Below are 21,737 nucleotides of genomic sequence, written 5' to 3'. Positions count from 1 at the left end.
CCCGACGCCACTCCGCACTCTGGAGCACCATGGACGACGCCCTCACCCGGCACCTGGCCGACCATCTCGACGCCGCCGAAGGCACCCGGGCACTGCTGCCCGCCCTGGACGCGGTGGCGAGCGACCTGATCGACGTCTACGCCGGCGACGGACGCCTCTACACGTTCGGCAACGGCGGCAGCGCCGCCGACGCCCAGCATCTGGCCGCCGAACTCATCGGCCGCTACCTGCGGCAGCGTCGGCCGCTGCCCGCCGTGTCGCTGACCACCGACCCCTCGGTGATGAGTTGCATCGCCAACGACTACGCGTTCGACGACGTCTTCGCCCGCCAGGTGGAGGCACTCGCCCGCCCCGGCGACATGGTCGCCGGCTTCACCACCTCCGGCCGCTCGCCCAACGTGGTGCGAGGACTGGCCGCCGCCCGCAAGGCCGGTGCCGTCACCGTGCTGTTCTGCGGCGGGACCCGGGGCGGCCTGCCGGCTGCCGAGCACGCCGACCACACCCTTCTCGTCCCCGCGACGGCCACCGCCCGCATCCAGGAGATGCACCTGCTGCTGCTCCACCTGCTCAGCGAGCGGGTGGACGCCTGGGCCGCGGAGACCGAGGACGACCGACTGGAGGCACCCGTATGACCGCCGCCACCCCCGCCCCCGACCCCGCTGCCGAGGCCGGCCCGTTGAGGCCCTCAGCCGCAGCCGGTCCCGCCACGTCCACGCCCGCGTTCGGCCCCATGTCCCGTGAGCGCACCCTGCACATGGTCGGCAACGCCCACATCGACCCCGTGTGGCTGTGGCGCTGGCCGGAGGGGCTCCAGGAGGTCCGCGCCACCTTCCGGTCCGCGGCCGACCGCCTGGAGGAGTACCCCGAAGCCGTGTTCACCTGCGACTCCGTGATGTACCTGGAGTGGATCGAGCGGCACGACCCGGACCTCTTCGACACCATCCGCGAGCGCATCGCGGAGGGCCGCTGGCAGGTCGTCGGCGGCTGGTGGATCGAGCCCGACTGCAACGTCCCCTCCGGCGAGTCGTTCGTCCGGCAGGCCCTCTACGGCCAGCGCTATCTGCTGGAGAAGTTCGGCCGCGCCGCCACCGTGGGCAGCAACCTCGACCCGTTCGGGCACCACGCGATGCTGCCGCAGCTGCTCGCCAAGTCGGGCATCGAGGGCTATGTGTTCCTCCGCCCGGGCCCGCACGAGCAGGCGCTGCCCGGCCAGTTCTTCCACTGGGAGTCGCCCGACGGCTCCCGCGTCCTCGCCTACCGCCTGCCGCACGAGTACTGCAGTCCCGGCGAGGACGTCGGCGGCCATCTCGACAAGGCGCTCGCCGTCATGCCGCCGGACCAGCCGGAGCTGATGGTGTTCTACGGCGTCGGCAACCACGGCGGCGGGCCGACCCGCGCCAACATCGACAGCATCAAGCGGCTCGACGCCCTGGGCGGCATGCCCCGCCTCGTCTTCAGCCATCCGGAGGCGTTCCTCGCCGCCGTCCGCGACCGCGACGGCATACCCGTCCACGCCGGCGAGCTTCAGCACCACGGCCCCGGCTGCTACTCCGCGCACTCCGGCGTCAAGGAGTGGAACCGCCGTGCCGAGAACGACCTGCAGCGCGCGGAGAAGTGGGCCGTCGCCGCCTCCGCCGTCGTCGGCCAGGACTACCCGCACCGGGAACTGACCGAGGCCTGGAAGCTGGTGCTGTTCAACCAGTTCCACGACATCCTCGCCGGCACCTCCCTCCGGTCCGCCTACGACGACGCCCGTGACGACTACGGCCGGGCCCGCTCCCTCGCCGCCGACGTGTTCAACCGGTCCGTGCAGGCGATCGCCCGCCGCATCGACATCCCGTTGCGTGAGGAGACCGTGCCGCTGGTCGTCTTCAACCCGCACCCGTGGGAGCTGGAGACCGACGTGGAGGCCGAGTTCGGCCGCGCGGCGACCGCCACCCTCGCCGACGAGCAGGGCGCCGAGGTGCCCGTCCAGCTCACCCGGTCCGAGGCCACCATGAACGGCAGTCGCGGCCGCGTCGTCTTCCGCGCCTCCGTGCCCCCGCTGGGCCACCGCGTCTACCATCTGACGTCGCTGGGCGCGGCGCCCGGCACCGCGCACGGCGCGGTCCCTCCGCAGCGCAGCGAGCACGCCGTGCTGGAGAACGCACACCTGCGGCTGGCCGTCGACGCGCGCACCGGCTGGCTCGCCTCGTTGCACGACAAGCACACCGGCGCCGAACTGCTGCCGGAGAAGCCCGGCCCACACGCCGTCGTCGTCGACGACCCCTCCGACACCTGGGGTCACCGCGTCACCGCCTACGACCGGGACATCGGCGCCTTCCGCTGCACCCGCGTGCGCATGGTCGAGGACGGCCCGGTGCGCTCCGTGCTGCGCGTCGAGAGCCGCTACGAACGCTCCACGCTGGTCGAGGAGTTCGTGCTGTCCGCGGGCTCCCGGCATGTCGAGGTGCGCGCCACCGTCGACTGGCACGAGCAGCTCAAGCTGCTCAAGCTGCGCTTCCCCACCGCGCTCACCGACGTCACCGCCACCCACGAGATCCCCTACGGCCACCTGGTGCGCACCCCGGACGGCACGGAGGAGCCGGCCCAGGCGTGGGTCGACGTCAGCGGCACCCTGCCGGGCGGCGCCCGCGCCGGGCTGACCGTGGCCAACGACAGCAAGTACGGCCACGACGTGCGCGGTGGCGAGATCGGTGTCACCGCGTTGCGCAGCCCCGTCTACGCCTGGCACGACCCGGCGGAACTCGACCCGGACGGCATCTACGACTACCTCGACCAGGGCCGTCAGGACTTCCGCTACCTGCTGATCCCGCACGGCGGGGACTGGCGCGCCGCGGACCCGGTGCGCCGCGCGGCCGAGCTGAACCAGCCCGCGTTCGCCCTGCTGGAGACCTTCCACGAGGGCCCGCTGCCGCAGCGCGCCGCGTACGCAGACGACGGTGCGGGCAGCGTGGTCGTCACGGTCGTCAAGGGCGACGAGGACGGAGACGGCGACGTCGTGGTCCGCGCCTACGAGTCCGCCGGTACGGCCGCCCGCGCGCGGATCGCGCTCCCGCTGCTCGGCGGCCGGGTGATCGAGAGCGACTTCGGCGCCTACGAGATCAAGACCTTCCGGGTGCCGCGCGATCCCGCTCAGCCGATCGTGGAGAGCGACCTGCTGGAGCGCACCGAGGACGAGGAAGCCACCGGAGAGGGGAGCGGCACGGCGTGACCCCGAGCGACCCGTCGTCCGCGGTGCCGGTGCCCGTCGGGGGGCGCGCCGCACCGGAGACCGACCGGACCCCACGGCTGGAAGGCTGGAACATTCGTGTCTGCGACCTCGCCTGACGGCGCCGAGCCGACGGTGACCCGCTGCCCCGACCGTCCCGCCGCGGAGGATGGCCTGCGCCTCCGCGACGCGGCGGCCGGGGAAATGCTGCTGCCGTACGTGGCGGGCGTCGTGGCCGCCGACGGCACCTGCGTGCCTGTGCCCGTCGAAAGCGCGGACCGCCATGCCGACGGCGGGCTCACGCTGCACGGCTCGGCCGTCGGCTTCAGCGCCACGCTGCGTCTGGGACCGCCCGCGGCGACCGGCGCCGACGGTTCCGCCGCCCCCGGCTTTCGACGGGACGGCGAAGCACCCCCGGCCACGGCCCCTTCCGAGACCTCCGGACTCCGCACCGGCCCCGCCGGGGCGGCGCAGGCCACCGTGCGCGAGGCCGAGCTGACCGTGTCCCGGAGCGCCGACGAGCCCCGGGACGCGGGCCTGCGTGTCGAGGTGCGGCTCGGCGCGACCGACGACCCCGGGTGGCTGATCCCCGGCGTGTTCTACGGCGAGAACCGGCTTCCCGCCTGCGAACGCCCCTACCCCCGCTACGCCCCCGGTGCGCACGATCCGCAGGGCATGGTCGCCGACGCCTGGTCCTTCCGCGCCGACCGGTGCGCCACCCCCGCCGTCTTCGCCCGCGACACCCGCGGCGGCGCCGCCCTCGCCCTCGACACCGAGCAGGGCGAACTCGGCGAGCAGGGCGTCGGCTTCGCCCTGCTCCCCGGCGACCGGCCCGCCCTGCGCCTGCACGCTCCCTACCGCGAGGAGCCCGTCAGCTACTACGGCTCCGCCGAGCCCCGGCCCGTGCAGGCTCCGCAGCACACCTGGCAGCCCGGCCACACCCGCACCGTCCGCTTCACCCTCCACCTGCTGGACGCCGACCCGCACGCCTACGCACCCGTGCTGCGCGCCCTGCACCGGCGCACCCCCGCCCCGGAGCGGCCCGCCGCCTGGGTCGGCCTGGACGAGGCCGCCGGCCTCTCCGCGTACGGGCTCCACCGCTGGCACTATCGTCCCGACCCGCCCGTCCTGCTGGAGACCGCGGCCTTCGACCGGGAGGCGCTGGGCGAGCGCGGCGACCGTACGGCGATGCACGTCTCCTGGGTCAGCGGCACCCCTTACGCGCACGCGATGCTGTTGCACGCCCGCCGCACCGGCGACCGCGCCCTGGCCGGCGCGGCGATCGGGGTCCTCGACCACATCGCGGCCAACCTCGCGCCCGGCGGCACGTTCTGGGGCCAGTGGGGCCTGAACGGCGGCTGGAACGCCGGCTGGACGCCCGACCGGAACCGGCTGCACGCCCGTACCCTCGGCGACGCGACGCTCTTCCTGCTGCGCGCCCTGCGTGCCGAACGGGCCCTGGGCCACGACCACCCTGCGTGGGAGTACGCGGTGCGGTCCAACCTGACCGTCGCCCGCGCGGGCCTGCGTGAGACGGACGGCCGTCCGGCGGCCGCCCACCACAGCGACACCGGCGCCGCGCTGTCCCACGAGGGGTCCGCCGGCCTGGCCTGGATCGCCCCCTGGACGGAGGCGGCGGACGCCTTCGGTGAACCGGAGTGGCGGGACGCCGCCCGTCGCGCCGGCGCCGCGTACGCGGCCGACGTGCGAGCGGAATTCCTGTGCGGTGCCCCCGAGGACGTCTCCCTTGCGCCCACCTCGGAGGACGGCTACAACGCGGTCATCGCGTACACCCTGCTGCACGAGGCCGACCCCGGTGATCCCCGCTGGCTCGACCTGGCCCGGCGGGCCGCCGACTGGACGCTCACCTTCCGTTACACCTACGACGTCACGTTCGGCCCGCACACCCTGCTCGGCCGGTACGGCTTCCGTACCCGCGGCGGCGACCAGGCGTCCCCCTCCAACCAGCATCTGCACGCCTTCGGCCTCATCTGCCTTCCGGAGACCGTCCGCCTCGCCCGCCATCTGGGCGACCCGTACTACCTGGACTCCGCGCGCGAGAACCTCGACTGTTTCCGCCAGTTCGTGGCCCGCGCCGACGGCGACTTCAACGCCTACCGCGGCATGGTCAGCGAGCGCTTCTACCAGACCGAGTGCTTCCAGGCGAAGGGCATGCTGCTCACCCTCTCCCACGCCTGGTCCGCCGGAGTGCTGCTGTACGCCTGCGAAACCGCCCGTGACCTGCCCGAGCTGAAGGAGCTGCGGTGACCCCCACCGGACGAGGAAACGGAACGGGAACCGGAAGCCGGAACGGTACCGGGAACGGGGCCATGCCCGGCCTGCTGGCCTTTCCGGCCGGGTTCCGCTGGGGTACTTCCACCTCCTCCTACCAGGTCGAGGGCGCGGTCGACGCCGACGGCCGCGGCGAGTCCATCTGGGACCGCTTCTGCACCGTGCCCGGCGCGGTGGAGAACGGTGACTCCGGCGAGGTCGCCTGCGACCAGTACCACCGCTACCGCGAGGACATCGAGCTGATGGCCTCCCTCGGTCTCAACGCCCACCGCCTGTCCCTCGCGTGGCCGCGCATCGTCCCCGACGGCGTCGGACGCGTCGAACAGCGCGGCCTGGATCACTACGCGCGCGTCCTCGACGCGCTGCTGGAACACGGCATCGAGCCGCTCGTCACCCTGTACCACTGGGACCTGCCGCAGCCGCTCCAGGACCGCGGCGGCTGGCGGCACCGGGACACCGCCGAGCGTTTCGCCGAGTTCGCCGCCGTGTGCTTCGACGCGTTCGGCGACCGGGTCCGCGACTGGGTCACCATCAACGAACCATGGATCGCGGGCGTCCTCGGCCACCAACTCGGCCTGCATGCCCCCGGGGAGAAGGACCTTGCGGGCAGCGCCCGGGCGATGCACCACCTGCTCCTCGGACATGGGCTGGCCGCCGGCGCCCTGCGCGCCACCGGGCGTCCGGACGCGCGCGTCGGCGTCGCATACAGCCTCTTCCCGCACACTCCGGCGACCGACGCGCCGGACGACCACGCCGCCGCGCACGCCTCCGACGGCTACGTCAACCGCTGGTTCCTCGACCCGGTGCACGGCCGCGGCTACCCCGGCGACATGCGCGAGCACTGGGAACGCGTCACCGGCCCCATGGACTTCGTCGCCGACGGCGACCTCGACGTGATCGGCTCCGGCAGCGACTTCATCGGCGTCAACTACTACACGCGCCGCCTCGTCGCCGCCGACGCGGAGGAGGCCGGTCACGCCCCCTGGCCGTGGCGTGTCGAGCCGGGCCGGGCGGAGGTGCCGCGCACCGACCTCGGCTGGGAGATCGTCCCCGACGACCTCACCGCCCTGCTGGTGCGGCTGCACCGCGACTACCCCGGCGTGCCGCAGCTCATCACGGAGAACGGCGCCGTCTTCGGCGACGAACCGGGCCCGGACGGCGCGGTCCACGACGACCGGCGCATCGGCTTCCTGCACGGCCACCTCGCCGCCGTACACCGCGCCCTGCAGTGCGGTGTGCCCGTCGAGGGCTACTACCACTGGTCGCTGGTCGACAACTTCGAGTGGGCCATGGGCTACCGCCCCCGGTTCGGCCTCGTCCATGTCGACCGGGCCACGCAGCGCCGCACCGTCAAGGACAGCGGCCACTGGTACGCGCGGGCCGTCGCGGCCGGTGGCGTCCCGCCACTCCCCCCTCCGGCGGGGAACGCGGAGACGCCGTGATCCCCGTCCCGTCCCGTACCGTCCGGCTGCCCGGGCGCACGCCCACCGCCGGCGCCCAGGGCAAGGACGTGGCCGCCCGGCCCCGACACCCCAGCGCCTCGGAACCGCCGGCGTCCCGTTCGCTGTCGTACGCACACGATCCGCAGCGCGCGGACCCGTCCACGATGCGTCCGGCGCGGTGTCCGGTGCCCGCACCGCCCGTCCGCCGCCGCGAGGGGAGCCGCGCATGACGCCCCGCGTGTCCCGCTCCGCTCTGGCCGGCCTGGACATCGGTTCCAGCCGCATCAAGTGCGTGGTCTGCGACCCGGCCGGCACCGTACTCGCCGCCGCCGAACGCTCCACGCCGCTCGGCGCACGGGACGCCGACGCCCTCGCCACGGCCGGGCTGAACGCCCTCGCCGAGGCCGTCGCCGCTTCCGGGCGCCACCCCGACGCTGTGGGGCTCACCGGCATGGCCGAGACCGGCGTGCCGCTCGACCGGCACGGTGCCCAGACCGGCCCACTGCTCGCCTGGGCCGACCCGCGCGGCACCACCGAGGCCGGACGCCTCGTCCGCGACACCGGCGCGGCGGCGCTGCATGCCGCCACCGGTGTACGGCCCAGCGCCAAGGCCACTCTCGCCAAGTGGTGCTGGCTACGGGCCCACCTCCCGCACGCTCTCGACGCCATGCACGTCTGGTGCGGCGCCGCCGACCTGCTGGCTCTCGCGCTCACCGGCAGGGTCGCCACCGACGCCACCTTCGCCCAGCGCACCATGGCCTACGACGTGCACCGCGGCCGCTGGGACACCGACCTCGCCGGCCTCGCCGGAGTCCGCACCGACCGGCTCCCGCCCGTACGCCCGCCCGGCGAGCCCGTCGGACCGCTCACCGACGAGGCCGCCCGTCGCGTCCCCGGCCTGCGCGCGGGCACGCCCGTGGTCGTCGCCGGACACGACCATCCGGTCGGTGCCTGGGCGGCGGGCGTCCGTACGGCCGGAGCGGTCGCCGACTCCATGGGGACGGCCGAAGCCGTGCTGACCCTCACCGACGACCCTCCGGACAGCGCCCGGACGCTGGCCGAGGGCATGGGCTACGGACGGTCCGCCGACGGGCGCCACTGGTACGTGCTGGCCGGCACCGGCAGTTGCGGGGCCCTGGTCGAGTGGTACGTCGACCTCGTCGGACTGCCCTTGGGTGCCGAACGCCACCAGGCGCTGGGTGTGTTGCTGGAGGCCGCCGGCCCCGGGCCCACCGGTGTGCTCGTCGAGCCCTACCTGAGCGGACGCAGCGCACCCGAGCCCGACCCGGAGCGGCGGGTGGCGCTGCACCGGCTCGGGCCGGAGGACGGCCCGGCCCGGCTCGCGCTGGCCGTCGTGGAGGCGACTGCCTACCAGGCCCGCTGGATGACCGAGACCCAGCGCGTCCTCACCGGCGGCGGCCGCCCGCGGGAGGTCACCCTGCTCGGCGGGCCCGTCGCCCAGCCGCGCTGGCCGCGCGTGAAGGCCGCCGTCGCCCCGTGGCGCACCCGCGTCCTCGCCGAACACCGCGCGCCCGCCGTCGGCGCCGCGCTGCTCGCGGCCCGCGCCGCCGGGCCGCTCGCTGACGAACCGCTGCCCGTTCACGAGGCGACCGCCTCACCCCAGGAGGACCCCGACGGCTACGACCGCCTCTACCGGGAGGCGTTCCTGCCCCTCGTCCGCCGACCCACTGCCGACACCCCACCAGGGAGCCGCCCATGACCACCGGCCAGCACACCACCGCCTCGCCCGCCACCGACGGGGCCACCGCGCCCGTCGCCGCTCTCGCCCGCCCCGACGGCACCTTCGCCATGGTCGCCATGGACCAGCGCGACTCGCTGCGCACCATGATGTCCGAACGCCTGGGTGAGCCCCGCGAAGCCGTCACCGACGCCCGGATGACCGACTTCAAGCTCGCCGTCTCCCGCGCCCTCGGCCCGCACGCGTCCGCCCTCCTCATCGACCGGGACTACGGCGCCCGCGAACTCCTCGACCAGCGCATACTCCCAGGGACCTGCGCGCCCATCCTCGCCGCCGACGCCCTCACCCAGGAGCCCGGCGGACCGGTCACCGACACCGCCCTCGACCCGGCCGTGGACCCGGTCTCCGCAGCCGCCGACGGGGCGCGCGCGCTCAAGCTGCTGGTCATCTGGCGCCGCGACGGCTCCCGCGACCGCCGCGTCGCGCTCGCCGCCCGCTTCGTGGCAGCCTGCCGCGACGCCGGGCTGGCGTCCGTCCTCGAACCGGTCGCCCGCCCGACCGCCCGGGAGGAGGCCGACGGCACGTTCCGCCTCAACGACGCGATCGTGGAGGCGGCCGAAGAACTCGCCCCGCTGCGCCCCTCGCTGTACAAGTGCCAGGTTCCGGACGGCGGCAGAGGTCCCGTCGCCCGCATCGCCGCCGAGGCCGAACGCATCGACGCCGCAGTCGACGTGCCCTGGGTGGTGCTCTCGCAGGGCGTCGAGCCGGACGACTTCCCGCACGCCGTGGAGGCCGCCTGCCGCGCCGGTGCGTCCGGCTTCCTCGCCGGCCGTGCCCTGTGGACACCCGCGCTCACCGCACCCGGCCCCGCGGCGGCGCTCCGCGGCCCCTGCGCTGAGCGCCTGCGTGAGCTCGGTGAGATCGTCCACCGGCACGGACGCCCCTGGTGGACCGCCCCCATCCACGCCCGGGCCCGCACCAGCTCCGAGGGAGGACGGGCATGACCGAGCAGCACGCCCGCCACCACCCGTCCGGCGCGGCACAGCGCGTCTGCGTCCTGCACACCGTCGCCGCGCTCCCCGCCGTCTTCGACCCGCTGCTGCGGGAGGAGGCACCGAACGTGCACGCTTATCACATGGTCGACGAGAGCCTGCTCGCCGACACCGTCGCCCACGGCCCGCTGCCCCGCACCTGGGCCCGCCTCGCCTCCCACCTCACGCACGCCGAGGCGGCCGGCGCCCGCGCCGTCCTGGTCACCTGCTCCTCCATCGGTCCCGCCGCCGAGGCCGCCCGGCCCCTGCTCGGCATCCCCGTCTACCGCGTCGACGAGCCGATGGCCGCCGAGGCGGTCGGCATCGGCCCACGCATCGGCGTGCTCGCCACCCTGGAGTCCACGCTGCGCCCCACCGCCGAGCTGATCGGACGCCGGGCCGAACGCACCGGCGCCGGCATCACGTTGACCACGTCCACCTGCGACGGCGCCTTCCAGGCCCGCAGCGAGGGCCGGCCCGAGGAGCACGACCGGCTGATCGCCGCCGAGGCGCTGCGGCTCGCCGCCGACCACGACGTCTTGGTGCTCGCCCAGGCGTCCATGGCCGCCGCCGTCGGCACCCTGCCGGGCGGCTCCTTGCCCATCCCGGTGCTGACCTCGCCGCGCAGCGGCACCGCCCAACTCGCCTGCCTCGCTCACGACCCGACACCCCGGGGTGAGGCGCCGTGACGGTGCCGGCCGGAGAAGTCCCGCAGTGGGGCTGCATCGCCGACGACTTCACCGGCGCGTGCGACCTCGCCGGGAACCTGGTACGCGCCGGGCACCGCACGGCGTTGACCGTCGGCCTGCCCACCCCGGCGGCCCTGAGCGAGGCGGGAGGGCCGGACGCGGTGGTCGTCGCGCTGAAGACCCGCACCGCGCCGCCCGCCCAAGCCGTCGACGCCGCGTTGGCCGCGTACCGCCGGCTCGCGGAACTCGGCTGCAGCCGCTTCTGGTTCAAGTACTGCTCGACCTTCGACTCCACGCCGGCAGGCAACATCGGCCCGGTCACCGACGCACTGCTGGACGCCACCGGCGCACCCTGGACGATCGCCTGCCCCGCCTTCCCCGACAACGGCCGCACCGTCTACCAGGGCCACCTGTTCGTCGGCGACCGCTTGCTCAGCGAGAGCGGGATGCGCCACCACCCGCTCACCCCGATGACCGACCCCGACCTGGTGCGGGTCCTCGGCGCCCAGACGCGCCACCCGGTCGGTCTGCTGCCCCACACCGTGCTGCGTTCCGGGGACGCGGCCGTCCGCGACCGTCTGCACGTCCTCACCGCCGCCGGGGCGGGGATCGTCGTCACCGACGTGCTCGGCAACGACGACTTCCCGCCGCTGCTCCGCGCCACCGCCGGGCTGCCGCTGCTCACCGGCGGCTCCGGCCTCGCTCTCGCCCTGCCGCCACCGGCACACAGGCGCGGCGGCCCGCCGGCGGACCGCATCGAGGTGGCCGACGGCCCCGGCGCCGTGCTGGCCGGGAGCGTCTCGGACGCCACCCTGGGACAGACCGCCCAGGCCCGGCGTACGCTGCCGCACCGCAAGCTCGCCGCCGCCGACCTGCTGGCCGACCCGGACCGCACCGTCGCCGACGCCCTGGCCTGGGCCCGCAGCCACCTCGGCCCCCGCCCGGTGCTGCTGCACAGCGCCGACGACCGCGACGAGGTGCGCCACGCCCAACGCCGGTTCGGCGCCGCGGAGGTGGCCGCCGCCGTCGAGCGGGGCCTCGCCGCCTGCGCCCGCGGCCTGCTCGACGCGGGCGTGGGCCGCCTGGTCGTGGCGGGTGGCGAAACCTCCGGCGCGGTGCTGACCGCTCTGGGCGTCGACGGCCTCCGCATCGGCCCGGCAATTGCGCCCGGCGTCCCCTGGACCGCCGCCACCTACCGCGGCCGTACGGGCCCCCGCACGGTCAACCTGGCGCTGAAGTCCGGCAACTTCGGCGCCGAGGACCTCTTCACCACCGCGGAGAACGCCCTCTGAACAGGAACGCCGCCGAATGAGACGGAAATGAGCCGGAAAGGAGACCTGCCGCTCACCATCGCAGTGCCACCGCCCCACATCACGCGGAGACCACTGCGGAGGAGCACACCATGCAGGAGCCACAGGACAGACCCGTCGGCCACCCCGGCACGGACGCCCGCCCCGACAAGGACGTCACCTCGCGCATCGACCGCCGGCTCTTCCTCGGCGGGGTCGGCGCGGCCACCACCGCGGCGATGCTGGCGAACACCTCGGGAACCGCCTACGCCGCCGAGGAGCCCGCGTTCGCCCCGCTGCCGGCCGAGATGCAGCCCCCGGCCTCGGCGTCGCTGATGGCGCTGAAGACGTTCAGCAGGATCGACGGCACGCCCGTCTACTACTGGCGCGGCAACCGCGGGAACACCACCCTGCGCGACTGGCGCTGCACCCCCGCCTTCTACGACCGCCTGGTGGTGTGGATCCGCGACCTGCGCCGGCTGTCCGAGGACGGCGGCTTCGGCAACGTCAAGTTCCTCGTCTCGGCGGGCTTCTACGTCAACCGCAGCGGCCAGCACGGCAACGGCACCGCGATGGACCTGGACCTGGTCCGCTGGGGCGGCGGACGCCAGTCGTCCCCGCTGGACGGCCACCACGCCGGCGACCGCACCCGCCGCCGCCGCTACCTCGCGGTCGACGCCACCTGCCGCCGCCGCTTCCGGTACGTGCTCGACGGCTGGTACAACGCCGCCCACCGCGACCACATCCACGCCGACTTCGGCGGGCTGCCCACCAAGTGCTCCAAGGGTTCCAGCAGCGACACCAAGTTCGTGCAGGCCATGTCCAACAACTTCATGGGCGCGGGCATCGCGGTGGACGGCGTCTGGGGTCCGCAGACGGAGAAGTGGTTCAACCGTGCGCGCAACCGGCTGAGCATCGAGGGCAACCCGCACGCCAGCATCGACTCCTGGCGGACGATGCTCGCACGCGTGGCCCGGCACGGCTTCCGCAACGAGGCGTTCTGACCCAGCCCGGCACGGCACGGCACGGGAGGAGCCCCCACCCGTGCCGTGCCCGGGCCCTCGGCGGGCACCGGCGCCGTCAGACGGCCTCCTCCGTGAGCGGCGGCAGGCGGCGCACGTGCGCGGGCAGCCGCAGGCACGCGGGCGGCAGTCCCAGCCCGTGCAGCACCCGCCGGTACGCCCCGGCATGGTCCTCGGCGGCGGCCACGTCGCCGGCCAGCCGCAGGGTCACGGCGAGCCGGGCCTCGGTGCGGGCCACCTCCACCGGTGCCGCCATCCGCCCGAACACCGCCGACGCCTCCCGCAGCCGGTCCCGCGCGGCCGACGCCTCGCCCGTGCCGATCGCCGCGTCCGCCAGGCTCCGCAGCACCAGCGCCGTGCCCGACCGCTCGCGGTTCCGCCGCAGCGTGGCCAGCGCCGCCTCCAGGCGTTCCCGTGCCCGGGCCCAGTCCCGCGCGGCCAGGTCCACCTGGCCGCGCACCCGCTCCACGTGCGCCGCACCCACCTCGTCGCCGATGCCGGACACGATCCGGGCGGCCTCGGTCAGCGACTCCAGCGCCCCGGCGGTCTCGCCCCGGTCCGCCAGCGCCTCCGCGAACCGCAGCAGCACCACCACCCGGGTGCGGTCCGCCGCCTCGTGCCGGTGCAGGGCCCGCCGGTAGTGGCCGGTCGCCGCGCCCGCGTCACCCAGGTCCGCGAGGGCGTTGGCCAGCCCCGTGCGGGCGTACACCTGGGCGCGGTCCGACAGCCCGAGGCGTTCCGCGTCGCGTGCCGAACTCTCGTAGTACGCCGCCGCGTCCGCCAGCCGTCCTTGGAGCGCCGTCGCGCGTCCCACCTGCCACGCCGCGTCGGCGACCACCTCCGGGTCGCCGAGGTCGGTGGCCACCTCCCAGCAGCGGCGGGCCGCCTCGCCCAGCTCGGCGTACCGATCCTGCTGGAACATCGCCCAGCACAGCGCGAAATGGAGCCGGGACAGCCGCCGGTCCCCGGCGGGCTCCCCGCCCCAGGCGTCGATGGCCGCCCGCAGCGCGGCCTCCCGCTCCGCCTCGTGGAAGCGGATGATCAGGTAGCCGTCGAGCTGCAGGGCCAGGTCCGTGGCGAGGGCGGGCAGCCGCAGCCGGCAGGCGAGGCGTACCGCGTCGGCCAGGTTCGCCCGCTCGGCCGCGAACCAGTCCGCCGGATGCTCCCGCACGGCCTCGGACGCCTCGGCGGGCAGCGTCTCGCCGCCGGTGGCGACCGCGTCGAGCACCCCGCCGTGCCCGAGCCGCCCGGCCGCCCGGGAGGCCAGCAGCAGCCAGTGGCGCAGCACCCGCCCGACGGCCGCCTCCCGTTCGGCGGGCGGGTCCTCGGCCACGGCGCGTTCGTACGCGAAGTCGTGGACCAGGTCGTGCAGCCGGAACCGCGGCTGTCCGGCCGCGTCCGTCCCGGCCGTCCGCAACAGGTGCCGGTCGACGAGCTGGTCGGGCAGCAGGTCGTCGTCCGCGAAGTCCGGCCCGGCCAGCGCGCCCACCACCCACCCGGGCACGCTCTGCGCCGCCAGCAGCCCGAGGCGGCGCAGCGCCGCCCGGAGCACCGGAGGCAGCGCCCGGTAGCTCAGCGCGATGCCCGCCCGTACGTCGAGGTCGCCCGTGCTCAGCTGGTCCAGCCGCTGTCGGTGTCCGGCCAGCCGGTCGCGGAACAGGCGCAGCGTCCAGTCCCGGCGCGCCGCGAGCCGTGCGCCCGCGATGCGCAGCGCCAGCGGCAGGTGCCCGCAGAGCTCCGCCACGTCCCCGGCGGCATCCGGCTCCGCCGCCACGCGTTCCGGCCCCACCAGGCGGGCCAGCAGAGCCCGCGAGTCCGCCGGGTCCAGGGTGCCGACGTCGAGCGCGACGGCGTCGGCCAGCGCGGTGAGACGGCGCCGCGAGGTCACCAGCACCGCGCAGCCCGGCGTGCCGGGCAGCAGCGGCCGCACCTGCGCCTCGTCCCGCGCGTCGTCCAGCACCAGCAGCAGCCGTCGCCCGGCCAGGCGGGTGCGGAGGGCGGCGGTCCGTTCGCCGGTGCCCGCCGGGACGTCCTGCCCGTCCACGCCCAGTCCGCGCAGGAAGGCGGCGGCCACCTCGTGCGGGTCCGCGGGCTCCGGCTGCGCACCGCGCAGGTCGGCGTAGAGCTGGCCGTCGGGGAACTCCTCGTGCAGCGCGTGCCCGGTACGCAGCGCCAGCGCCGTCTTCCCGGCGCCGCCCTGGCCGCTCAGCACGACGACGGGCACGGTGCCGTCCTCCCGCAACGCCTGCCGGGCGTACGCCAGCAGCTCCTCGCGGCCGGACAACACCCCGGTCATGGGTGGCAGTTGGCGCGGCGGAGGTCCGGTCAGCGCCTCGGCCCGCCGTGTGGCGGGCTCCGGTCCGTCCGCTCGTCGCGCAGGCGGCTGCGGCGCAGGCGAGGAGCGGGTCCGCACGCCCTGCTCCGGCCCGGCGCCCGCGCCCGGTACGACGGCCGCGCCGCGCAGCACCTCCTGGTGCAGCTCCCGCAGCCGCACGCCCGGTTCGACCCCGAGGTCCTCCTCCAGCCGCCGGTACGCCCGCCGGTACGTGGCGAGGGCGTCGGCGGTCCGGCCCATCGCGGCGAGGGCGAGCATCTGACGCCGGTACAGGTCCTCCCGGTGCGGGTGGTCCGAGAGCAGCGGGCCGACGGTGGCGAGGACCTGTGCGTACCGGCCGAGGTCGAGTTGTGCGTCGGCCAGGCCCTCCAGGGCGCGGTGGCGTTCCTCGTCCAGGTCGCGCCGGGCGGCCTCCGCGAAGGGTTCGGTGCACCCTCCCAGCGCGGTGCCCCGCCAGCAGTCCAGGGCGGCGGCGAACTGCTCGGCGGCGTCGGCTGCTTCGCCCACCGCGGCCGCCTTCCGCCCGGCCGTGCTCGCCGCCCGGAACTCCAGCAGGTCCACCGGACGCGTTCCCGGGTCGAGCAGGTAGCCGCCGTCGGCGGTCCGCAGCATCGCGCCGCGCGGGTCGGAGAGGTGCTGCCTCAGTCTGCTGACCAGGTTGTAGACCTGGGCGCGTGCGCTGTCGGGCGGGTCCGTCCACAGCAGGTCGACGAGCCGGGCGGGCGTGAAGACGCGTCCGGGGTGCAGCAGGAGCAGCCCGAGCAGGGACCGTTCACGACCGGAGCGGAGCCGCTGTCTGGCCCCGTCGCGCCGGATCTCCACCGGCCCCAGAATGCCGAAGCGCACGAAGTCCCCCTTCACGCCCTCGCGCCGCCCGCCTTCGTGTCACGTCGGCGGCAGCGGTCCACTTCCCCCCTCTGCGGACATGTACACGCCGAGGTGTGGACGTTCCGGGGGACTTCCGGACGAACGGACTACGGAAGGCGGGCCGCGATCTGCGCCGTGAAGGCCGCCCAGGCGTCGCCGGAGACCGTCAGGGCAGGGAGATCCGTGTCCTTGGAGTCCCGCACGAGAACGGTGGACTCCGCTGCGGCGACCTCTACGCAGTTGTCGCCGCCACCGCCGCTGTAGCTGCTCTTGACCCAGACCGGTTCGGTCGTGCTCATAGCGCTCCTCGCATCTGTTCCAGCAGGCTCGCGGTGTCCTGGTGGCTCAGAGCCTGTGAACGCATCCTTCCATAGCGACGAAGCATGGCGCTCGATGCCTTGGGAGAGGTGATCAGCATGCTCGCCTCATGGCCCTCGACGTAACCCACCCATCGGCTGTCCGGCGTCTCCGCCAGGTACATCGGCCCTTCGAAGCCCGAGTGTTCGGGTTGCTCGATCGGCATCATCTGGATCTCGACGTTACGCAGTCGCCCTTGTGCCAGGAGATGGTCGAGCAGTGCCTTCGTCACTTCGGGGCCGCCGAATCCGCGCCGGAGAAGCGCCTCCTCGATGATGAAGCAGAACTCGGTGTTGGGCCGCTCGGTCAAGTGACTCTGCCGTGCGAGCCGACCGGCCACCTGCTGTTCGGACTGTTCGTCGCTGAGCGGGGGCAGGTGCCGCCGGAAGAGTGCCCGGATGTACTCCTCCGGTTGCAGGAGACCCGGCACGACGCGGCACTCGTACGCGTAGAGGGACACCGCCTCCTCCTCGATGGCCGCCCAGTGCTGGAACCACGAGGCCAGTCCCACTCGGCGGGTGAGGCTGCGCGCCGCGGCGGCGAGGACCCGGGCGGCGAGGGGGCCGAGCACGTCCTCCGAGCGCTCCACCAACTCCCTCGGCGGGAACCGCTTCCCCTGCTCGATCTTCGCGATGTAGGCCGAGGAGTAGCTGACCCGGGGCGCGAACTCCTCCTGGGTGAGGCGTGCTTCGTCGCGCAGCGCCTTCAGCACCGCGCCGAAGGTCCTGAGGCTGTCCGACAGCTCCGACGCACTGGTGGTGCAGTGGTCGATCGTCCCCATCGCGGCCCCGCCTCTCCGTGCCCTGCCCGGTACTCCGTCAACCCACTCCGGAGTCCCATGGTTACGGGACGTCATCGGCGGGGTCCAGGCGCGCCACTGGTACAGCGTCAGCTGTATGGGCGCCGTCCCGGTGGGCCGCCCGGTGTGCCGGGGCCCGGCCGCAGGCGTGAGGGCCTGCGGCCGGGCGGCGGTCACCTGCCTGCTTGCAGGGCGCCCCACGTCCCGCTGCCGACGATCCCGTCGACCCCGAGCCCGCGGCTGCTCTGGTAGTCGCGGACCGCGTCGTCGGTGTTCGGTCCGAAGGCGCCGTCGGCGTCCACGGTGCGTCCGAGCGCGGCCGTCAGTGCGCGCTGGAGCCGCTCCACCGCCGCGCCGCTGTCACCCTGCCGCAGCGTGGGCTTGCTGCCTGCGGAGAGCAGCGCGGTCCAGGTCTTGGGGCCGACCACGCCGTCGACGGACAGGCTCCGGCTCTGCTGGAAGGCACGCACGGCACTCGCGGTGTTCGGCCCGAAGGCGCCGTCGACGGCGCCCGCGTCGAATCCGTTCGTGTTCAGCAGGTGCTGGGCGGCGCTCACCTGCGGGCCGCTGGAGCCGTCGCGCAGGGTGCTGTACGAGGGGAAGCTCAGCTGAGGGGTGCCGCCCCCGCCGTCGGTCCACAGGTAGGTGACGGTGACCCAGCCGTTGTTGTTGAGGCCGACGTTGTAGAAGGTGCCGTCGGCGAGGTCGATGCCCGCCGGGTTGGCCACCTGGCGGCCGAACTCGTCGGCGCCGCCGTTGTAGTTGTCCTGGTAGGCGGCCTGCGCTTCGGGCCTGCCCCGCGGCAGGTCCTTCCACATCTGTCGTACCGAGGACGGGTTCCAGTAGTCGTCCTTGGTGTTCCACGGGCCGACGTCCCACACCGGCGCCGTCTCGCAGCGCGCCGGGCCGCACACCCGCACCGAGTACTCGTGGCTGCCCTTCGGGGACAGACCCCGCCGCGAGGGCAGCGCCACGAAGTGGTCGTTGGGCTGGATGACATGACCGTTGGCCGTGGTGTGCCCCACCAGACCCTCACGGGTCGCGAACACCGTCGCGGAGAACGCCGCAGCCGCCTGCGGCCGCTCCTTCGCCCGCTCCGAGGCCGGCACCGCCTCCGCCGACAGCCGCAACCCCTCCACCACCGGACCGGCCGAGCCGTCCGCCATCCCGAACAGGGTCACCCGCGCCTGCACCGAGGTCGCCGCACGCGGCAGCAGCGCCGGCGCACCGGCCGCCGCCTCCCGCCACTCCGTCCACACGCCACCCGCGCCGCGCCCGCGCACGTCGACCGCGACCCGCGTGCCCTGCGGCGTCCGCGCCTGAAGGTCCACCGACACCCGGTGCACCGTACGGCCCAGCTCGCGCACCGGCAGCACCGCCGCACCCTGCGCGCCCTCGCCCCCGGCCGACGCCGGACGCACACCCTCCGCACGCAGCCGCAACGCACCGTCCGTGAAACGGACGCCCACGTCGTCACCGCCCCGCACGCCCAACTCCGCACGCCAGGACACCTCCTGGCCCGGAGCCTTCCCCGAGGAGCTCGCGTCGGACGCGGTGGCCGCTCCGGCACCGGTGGTCACGCCGAGGGCGACCAGGAGTGCCAGGGCGCCTGTCAGGACCGGACGTCTGCGTCGTCTCCCACGCATACGTGTTCTCCTTCCGTGAGTTCTCGTCCACTCCCGCCGGGCGGCCCGGGGGAGTCGACCGGGATGAGCCCCGCAAGGAAAGCATGTAGGCATGTACGCGACAACCAGGGAAATCCGCTGAACCCCCGGTCGCGAACAAGAGAGAGGCGCTCTCGGCAACAACGCGTTGCGGCGGTCACACTGGGGGCCCGCACCGTCCCCGGTCGCCCACGCCCGGAAAGGCCGACGCATGCAGCCGAAGACCACGTCCGACGAGGAGCAGACGCGGGAGGGGAGCCCGACGGCACCCCCGGAGGCCGAGCGAAGAAGCGGTGGTGTGCGACTGCGCTCCGATCTGCGTGCCGCCCTGCCCGACGCGTCCGCCGCCTTCGCCGTCACGGCGGCGGTGTTCGTCCTGCTGTACGTGCGCATGGACGCGGGGACGTCCGACACGGTCGCCGTCATGCCCTTCATGGACGATCCGGGCACCTACTGGATGTACCTGCTCAGCCAGGCGTTCGGCTGGTCGGGGCTGCTGTGGGCCTGGGGCACCGTGATGCTGGGGCTTCTTCTCTCCGGGCCCCGGCCCCGGCGGCTGCCGGTCGCCCCCGCCGTGCTGGAGCGCTGGCACCGGACGACGAGCCTGACCTGCATGGCGCTGATGTTCGCCCATGCGCTGATGTTCGCGGCCGAACTGGTGCGGTACGAGGTGGAGCTGTCGTGGGGCGACCGGTTCTGGACCGCGTTCGTGGACACCTTCGTGCCCTTCGGCTACGACTCCGGCACGGGCCAGGTGGCCATCCCCCTCGGCCAGGGGGCGCTGTACCTCGCCGTCCCGCTCGGGCTGCTCTTCTACGTCCGGCACCGCATCGGCCCCCGCACCTGGCGGTACCTGCACCGGTTCGTCCTCGTCGTCTACGTGCTGAGCGTCTGGCACACGCTGCTGTACGGCACCAACGTCTGGTACGGCGACTGGCCGCGCACCACGCTGTGGCTGCTGCAACTGCCCGTCGCCGTACTGCTGGTGCTCCGGCTGCTGCGGCCCGCGCGCAGGTCCGAGCAACTCGGCGCACCCCGGCGGCCCGGTGGGCCGTCCCTGCCGGCCTGGGCGGTGCGCGGCCTGGGAAGGCTGACCGCCGCGGCGGTGGTCGTCGGCCTGGTCGCGGTGGTGGTCTCCGGGCACGACGGCGGACGGCCCCGGCCCGCCCCCGAGAAGCCGGCGACCGCGCCGCACGACCACGAGGGGGAGTGAGCGTTCGGGGTCAGCCGGTCGGCTCCGCAGGCAGGAAGGTCACCTGCGGAGCGCCGGTACGCGGATGCACCGCAACCTCGCTCGCGACCCCGTAGACCTCCCGCAGCAAGGCGGGCGTCAGCACCTCCAGCGGTGTCCCGGAGGCCGTGACCTCGCCGTCGCACAGCACGTAGAGGCGGTCGCAGTAGTAGGCGGCCAGGTTCAGGTCGTGCAACGCGACCAGCACGGTCGCCGGGAGCCGGCGCAGCAGCCCGAGGACCTCCAACTGGTGCCGCACGTCGAGGTGGTTGGTCGGCTCGTCGAGGACGAGCAGCGAGGGCGCCTGTGTCAGGGCGCGGGCGATGAGGACGCGCTGGCGCTCGCCGCCCGACAACCGGTCGAAGGCACGGTCGGCGAGGTCGGTGGCGTCCACCGAGGCCAGCGCCGAGGCGATCAGCCGGGCGTCCTCGCCGGTGTCGCCGTCCAGCAGCCGCTTGTGCGGGGCGCGGCCCATGGCGACGACCTCCCGCACGGACAGGTCGAACCCGGGCCCGGCGTCCTGGACCACGGCCGCCAGTGTGCGGGCGACTTGGCGCACCGGCAGCGACCAGGCGTCCGCGCCGTCGACGTGCACGCGCCCGTCGTCCGGGCGCAGCACGCGGTAGACGGAGCGCAGCAGCGACGACTTGCCGCTCCCGTTGGGCCCGACCAGGCCGACGACCTCCCCGGGGCGTGCGGCCAGCGACACGTCCCGGACCAGGTGACGGGCTCCGGCGCGGAGCGTGACGTGCTCGACGTCGAGTGCGGTGGCTCCCACGGCGGTCATCCCACTCCTCGTTCGGCGTTCCGCCGGGCGTCCCGGCGCATCAGCAGCAGGAAGAACGGTCCGCCGCACAGCGCCGTCAGCACGCCCACCGGTATCTCCATGGGCGCGGCGACCGTACGGGCGGCCACGTCGGCCCACACCAGGAAGACGGCGCCCGCCAGCGCGGCCGTGGGCAGCACCCGGCGGTGGTCGCCGCCGACGAAGAGGCGCACGGTGTGCGGCATCATCAGCCCGACGAACCCGATCGGCCCGGTGGAGGCCACCAGCACGCCGGTCACCAGGGACAGCAGCACGAACATCCGGGCGCGGAAGCGGGCCACGTCCAGGCCCATCGTGGTGGCGGCCTCCTCGCCGCTCAGCAGGAGGTTGAGGGAGCGTGCGCGCAGCAGCAGCACGCCGATGCCGAGCGTCAGCGCCGACGCGGGCAGCCACAACGTGTCCCACTGCACGCCGCCCAGGCCGCCGAGCGTCCAGGCGAGCACGGTCCGCGCCTCGTTGCCGCGCTCCGAGGTCAGCAGCAGGAGGTCCATCACGGCGGTGAGCACCGCGGCGATCGCCACGCCCGACAGCACCAGCCGGACCGAGGTGATGCGGCCGCCCGCGCGGGCCGTGGCGTACACCACCAGCAGGGCGAGGAGCGCGCCCGCGAACGCCGCGACCGACAGGGAGACGGCGCCGAAGAGGCCGATCCCGGAGACGATGACCAGGACCGCGCCCAGCGACGCCCCCGAGGAGACGCCCAGGAGGTAGGGCTCCGCCAGCGGGTTGCGTACCAGGGCCTGCATCGCCGCGCCCACCACCGCCAGCCCGGCGCCGGTCACCGCGCCGAGCAGCACCCGCGGGGCCCGCACGTCCCACACGATGGTCTCGCGGACCTGCGACCACACCGGCTCCGACCAGTCCAGGCCCAGGTGATGGCCCACGATGCCCCACACGTCGCCCGGCGGCACGTACACCGAGCCGATGCCCACGCCCGCGGTCAGCGAGACGAGGAGCGCGGCGCCGAGGGCGGCGAGGGCCAG

Annotated in this window: 16 protein-coding genes; 10 read left to right on the top strand and 6 right to left on the bottom strand. The window is 74.7% G+C overall.

Annotated features, from left to right (window positions below):
- Positions 1-29 precede the first annotated feature (29 nt).
- From RM572_RS05475 to RM572_RS05435, 9 genes are all read left to right on the top strand, one after another.
- A complete protein-coding gene (locus tag RM572_RS05475) occupies positions 30-632 on the top strand; it encodes a D-sedoheptulose-7-phosphate isomerase (protein WP_311672134.1) in 603 nt (200 codons plus the stop codon).
- Entirely contained in the window at positions 629-3,214 is a 2,586-nt protein-coding gene (locus RM572_RS05470; RefSeq protein ID WP_311672133.1) for an alpha-mannosidase, read from the top strand. The genes RM572_RS05475 and RM572_RS05470 overlap by 4 nt, the downstream gene beginning before the upstream one ends.
- A gap of 96 nt (positions 3,215-3,310) precedes the next feature.
- On the top strand, positions 3,311-5,479 hold the full coding sequence (locus RM572_RS05465; RefSeq protein ID WP_311672132.1) for a hypothetical protein: 2,169 nt from the start codon (positions 3,311-3,313) through the stop codon (positions 5,477-5,479).
- Between the two features lie 62 nt (positions 5,480-5,541).
- A complete protein-coding gene (locus RM572_RS05460; protein WP_311672131.1) occupies positions 5,542-6,945 on the top strand; it encodes a GH1 family beta-glucosidase in 1,404 nt (467 codons plus the stop codon).
- Positions 6,946-7,171: 226 nt separating this feature from the next.
- Positions 7,172-8,665 carry an FGGY-family carbohydrate kinase gene (locus RM572_RS05455; protein WP_311672130.1) on the top strand — a complete coding sequence of 498 codons (1,494 nt, stop codon included), beginning with the start codon at positions 7,172-7,174 and terminating at the stop codon, positions 8,663-8,665.
- Complete coding sequence (locus RM572_RS05450) at positions 8,662-9,648, top strand: hypothetical protein (protein ID WP_311672129.1); 987 nt, start codon at positions 8,662-8,664, stop codon at positions 9,646-9,648. Before RM572_RS05455 ends, RM572_RS05450 begins: the two co-directional genes overlap by 4 nt.
- Positions 9,645-10,364: an aspartate/glutamate racemase family protein gene (locus RM572_RS05445; protein WP_311672128.1), complete on the top strand. Its 720-nt coding sequence runs from the start codon at positions 9,645-9,647 to the stop codon at positions 10,362-10,364. Before RM572_RS05450 ends, RM572_RS05445 begins: the two co-directional genes overlap by 4 nt.
- Entirely contained in the window at positions 10,361-11,656 is a 1,296-nt protein-coding gene (gene otnK, locus RM572_RS05440; protein ID WP_311672127.1) for a 3-oxo-tetronate kinase, read from the top strand. The genes RM572_RS05445 and otnK overlap by 4 nt, the downstream gene beginning before the upstream one ends.
- Before the next feature lie 110 nt (positions 11,657-11,766).
- A complete protein-coding gene (locus RM572_RS05435; RefSeq protein WP_311672126.1) occupies positions 11,767-12,657 on the top strand; it encodes an extensin family protein in 891 nt (296 codons plus the stop codon).
- 76 nt (positions 12,658-12,733) lie between these two features.
- Here the strand turns inward: RM572_RS05435 and RM572_RS05430 are convergent, their stop codons facing one another.
- From RM572_RS05430 to RM572_RS05415, 4 genes are all read right to left on the bottom strand, one after another.
- On the bottom strand, positions 12,734-15,856 hold the full coding sequence (locus RM572_RS05430) for an AfsR/SARP family transcriptional regulator (RefSeq protein WP_311672125.1): 3,123 nt from the start codon (positions 15,854-15,856) through the stop codon (positions 12,734-12,736).
- Between the two features lie 128 nt (positions 15,857-15,984).
- Positions 15,985-16,176 carry a DUF397 domain-containing protein gene (locus RM572_RS05425; protein WP_311672124.1) on the bottom strand — a complete coding sequence of 64 codons (192 nt, stop codon included), beginning with the start codon at positions 16,174-16,176 and terminating at the stop codon, positions 15,985-15,987.
- Positions 16,173-17,015, bottom strand: coding sequence for a helix-turn-helix domain-containing protein (locus tag RM572_RS05420; RefSeq protein WP_037789459.1), 843 nt, complete (start codon positions 17,013-17,015; stop codon positions 16,173-16,175). The genes RM572_RS05425 and RM572_RS05420 overlap by 4 nt, the downstream gene beginning before the upstream one ends.
- Before the next feature lie 191 nt (positions 17,016-17,206).
- Entirely contained in the window at positions 17,207-18,679 is a 1,473-nt protein-coding gene (locus RM572_RS05415; protein WP_311672122.1) for a peptidoglycan-binding domain-containing protein, read from the bottom strand.
- A 229-nt stretch (positions 18,680-18,908) separates the two neighbouring features.
- On the opposite strand from RM572_RS05415, the gene RM572_RS05410 reads away from it, so the two are divergent.
- Positions 18,909-19,910, top strand: a complete 1,002-nt coding sequence (locus tag RM572_RS05410; RefSeq protein ID WP_311672121.1) for a ferric reductase-like transmembrane domain-containing protein — start codon at positions 18,909-18,911, stop codon at positions 19,908-19,910.
- Positions 19,911-19,920: 10 nt separating this feature from the next.
- Here RM572_RS05410 and RM572_RS05405 read toward each other — a convergent pair whose 3' ends face one another.
- Together RM572_RS05405 and RM572_RS05400 are read right to left on the bottom strand one after the other, a co-directional pair.
- Positions 19,921-20,715, bottom strand: a complete 795-nt coding sequence (locus tag RM572_RS05405) for an ABC transporter ATP-binding protein (RefSeq protein ID WP_394813528.1) — start codon at positions 20,713-20,715, stop codon at positions 19,921-19,923.
- A complete protein-coding gene (locus RM572_RS05400) occupies positions 20,712-21,737 on the bottom strand; it encodes a FecCD family ABC transporter permease (protein WP_311672301.1) in 1,026 nt (341 codons plus the stop codon). Before RM572_RS05400 ends, RM572_RS05405 begins: the two co-directional genes overlap by 4 nt.

The organism is Streptomyces hazeniae, assembly GCF_031845485.1.
GTDB classification, from domain to species: Bacteria; Actinomycetota; Actinomycetes; order Streptomycetales; family Streptomycetaceae; genus Streptomyces; species Streptomyces hazeniae.
The sequence above is the reverse complement of the archived record's forward strand: the minus strand, read 5'-3'. Positions and strand labels throughout refer to the sequence as shown.

Bases quoted from the DNA above. Each gene is read 5' to 3' on its own strand.
- RM572_RS05475 (WP_311672134.1), top strand. From the start codon at position 30: ATGGACGACGCCCTCACCCGGCACCTGGCCGACCATCTCGACGCCGCC.
- RM572_RS05470 (WP_311672133.1), top strand. From the start codon at position 629: ATGACCGCCGCCACCCCCGCCCCCGACCCCGCTGCCGAGGCCGGCCCG.
- RM572_RS05460 (WP_311672131.1), top strand. From the start codon at position 5,542: ATGCCCGGCCTGCTGGCCTTTCCGGCCGGGTTCCGCTGGGGTACTTCC.
- RM572_RS05455 (WP_311672130.1), top strand. From the start codon at position 7,172: ATGACGCCCCGCGTGTCCCGCTCCGCTCTGGCCGGCCTGGACATCGGT.
- RM572_RS05450 (WP_311672129.1), top strand. From the start codon at position 8,662: ATGACCACCGGCCAGCACACCACCGCCTCGCCCGCCACCGACGGGGCC.
- RM572_RS05445 (WP_311672128.1), top strand. From the start codon at position 9,645: ATGACCGAGCAGCACGCCCGCCACCACCCGTCCGGCGCGGCACAGCGC.
- RM572_RS05435 (WP_311672126.1), top strand. From the start codon at position 11,767: ATGCAGGAGCCACAGGACAGACCCGTCGGCCACCCCGGCACGGACGCC.
- RM572_RS05425 (WP_311672124.1), bottom strand. From the start codon at position 16,176: ATGAGCACGACCGAACCGGTCTGGGTCAAGAGCAGCTACAGCGGCGGT.
- RM572_RS05420 (WP_037789459.1), bottom strand. From the start codon at position 17,015: ATGGGGACGATCGACCACTGCACCACCAGTGCGTCGGAGCTGTCGGAC.
- RM572_RS05415 (WP_311672122.1), bottom strand. From the start codon at position 18,679: ATGCGTGGGAGACGACGCAGACGTCCGGTCCTGACAGGCGCCCTGGCA.
- RM572_RS05410 (WP_311672121.1), top strand. From the start codon at position 18,909: ATGCAGCCGAAGACCACGTCCGACGAGGAGCAGACGCGGGAGGGGAGC.
- RM572_RS05405 (WP_394813528.1), bottom strand. From the start codon at position 20,715: ATGACCGCCGTGGGAGCCACCGCACTCGACGTCGAGCACGTCACGCTC.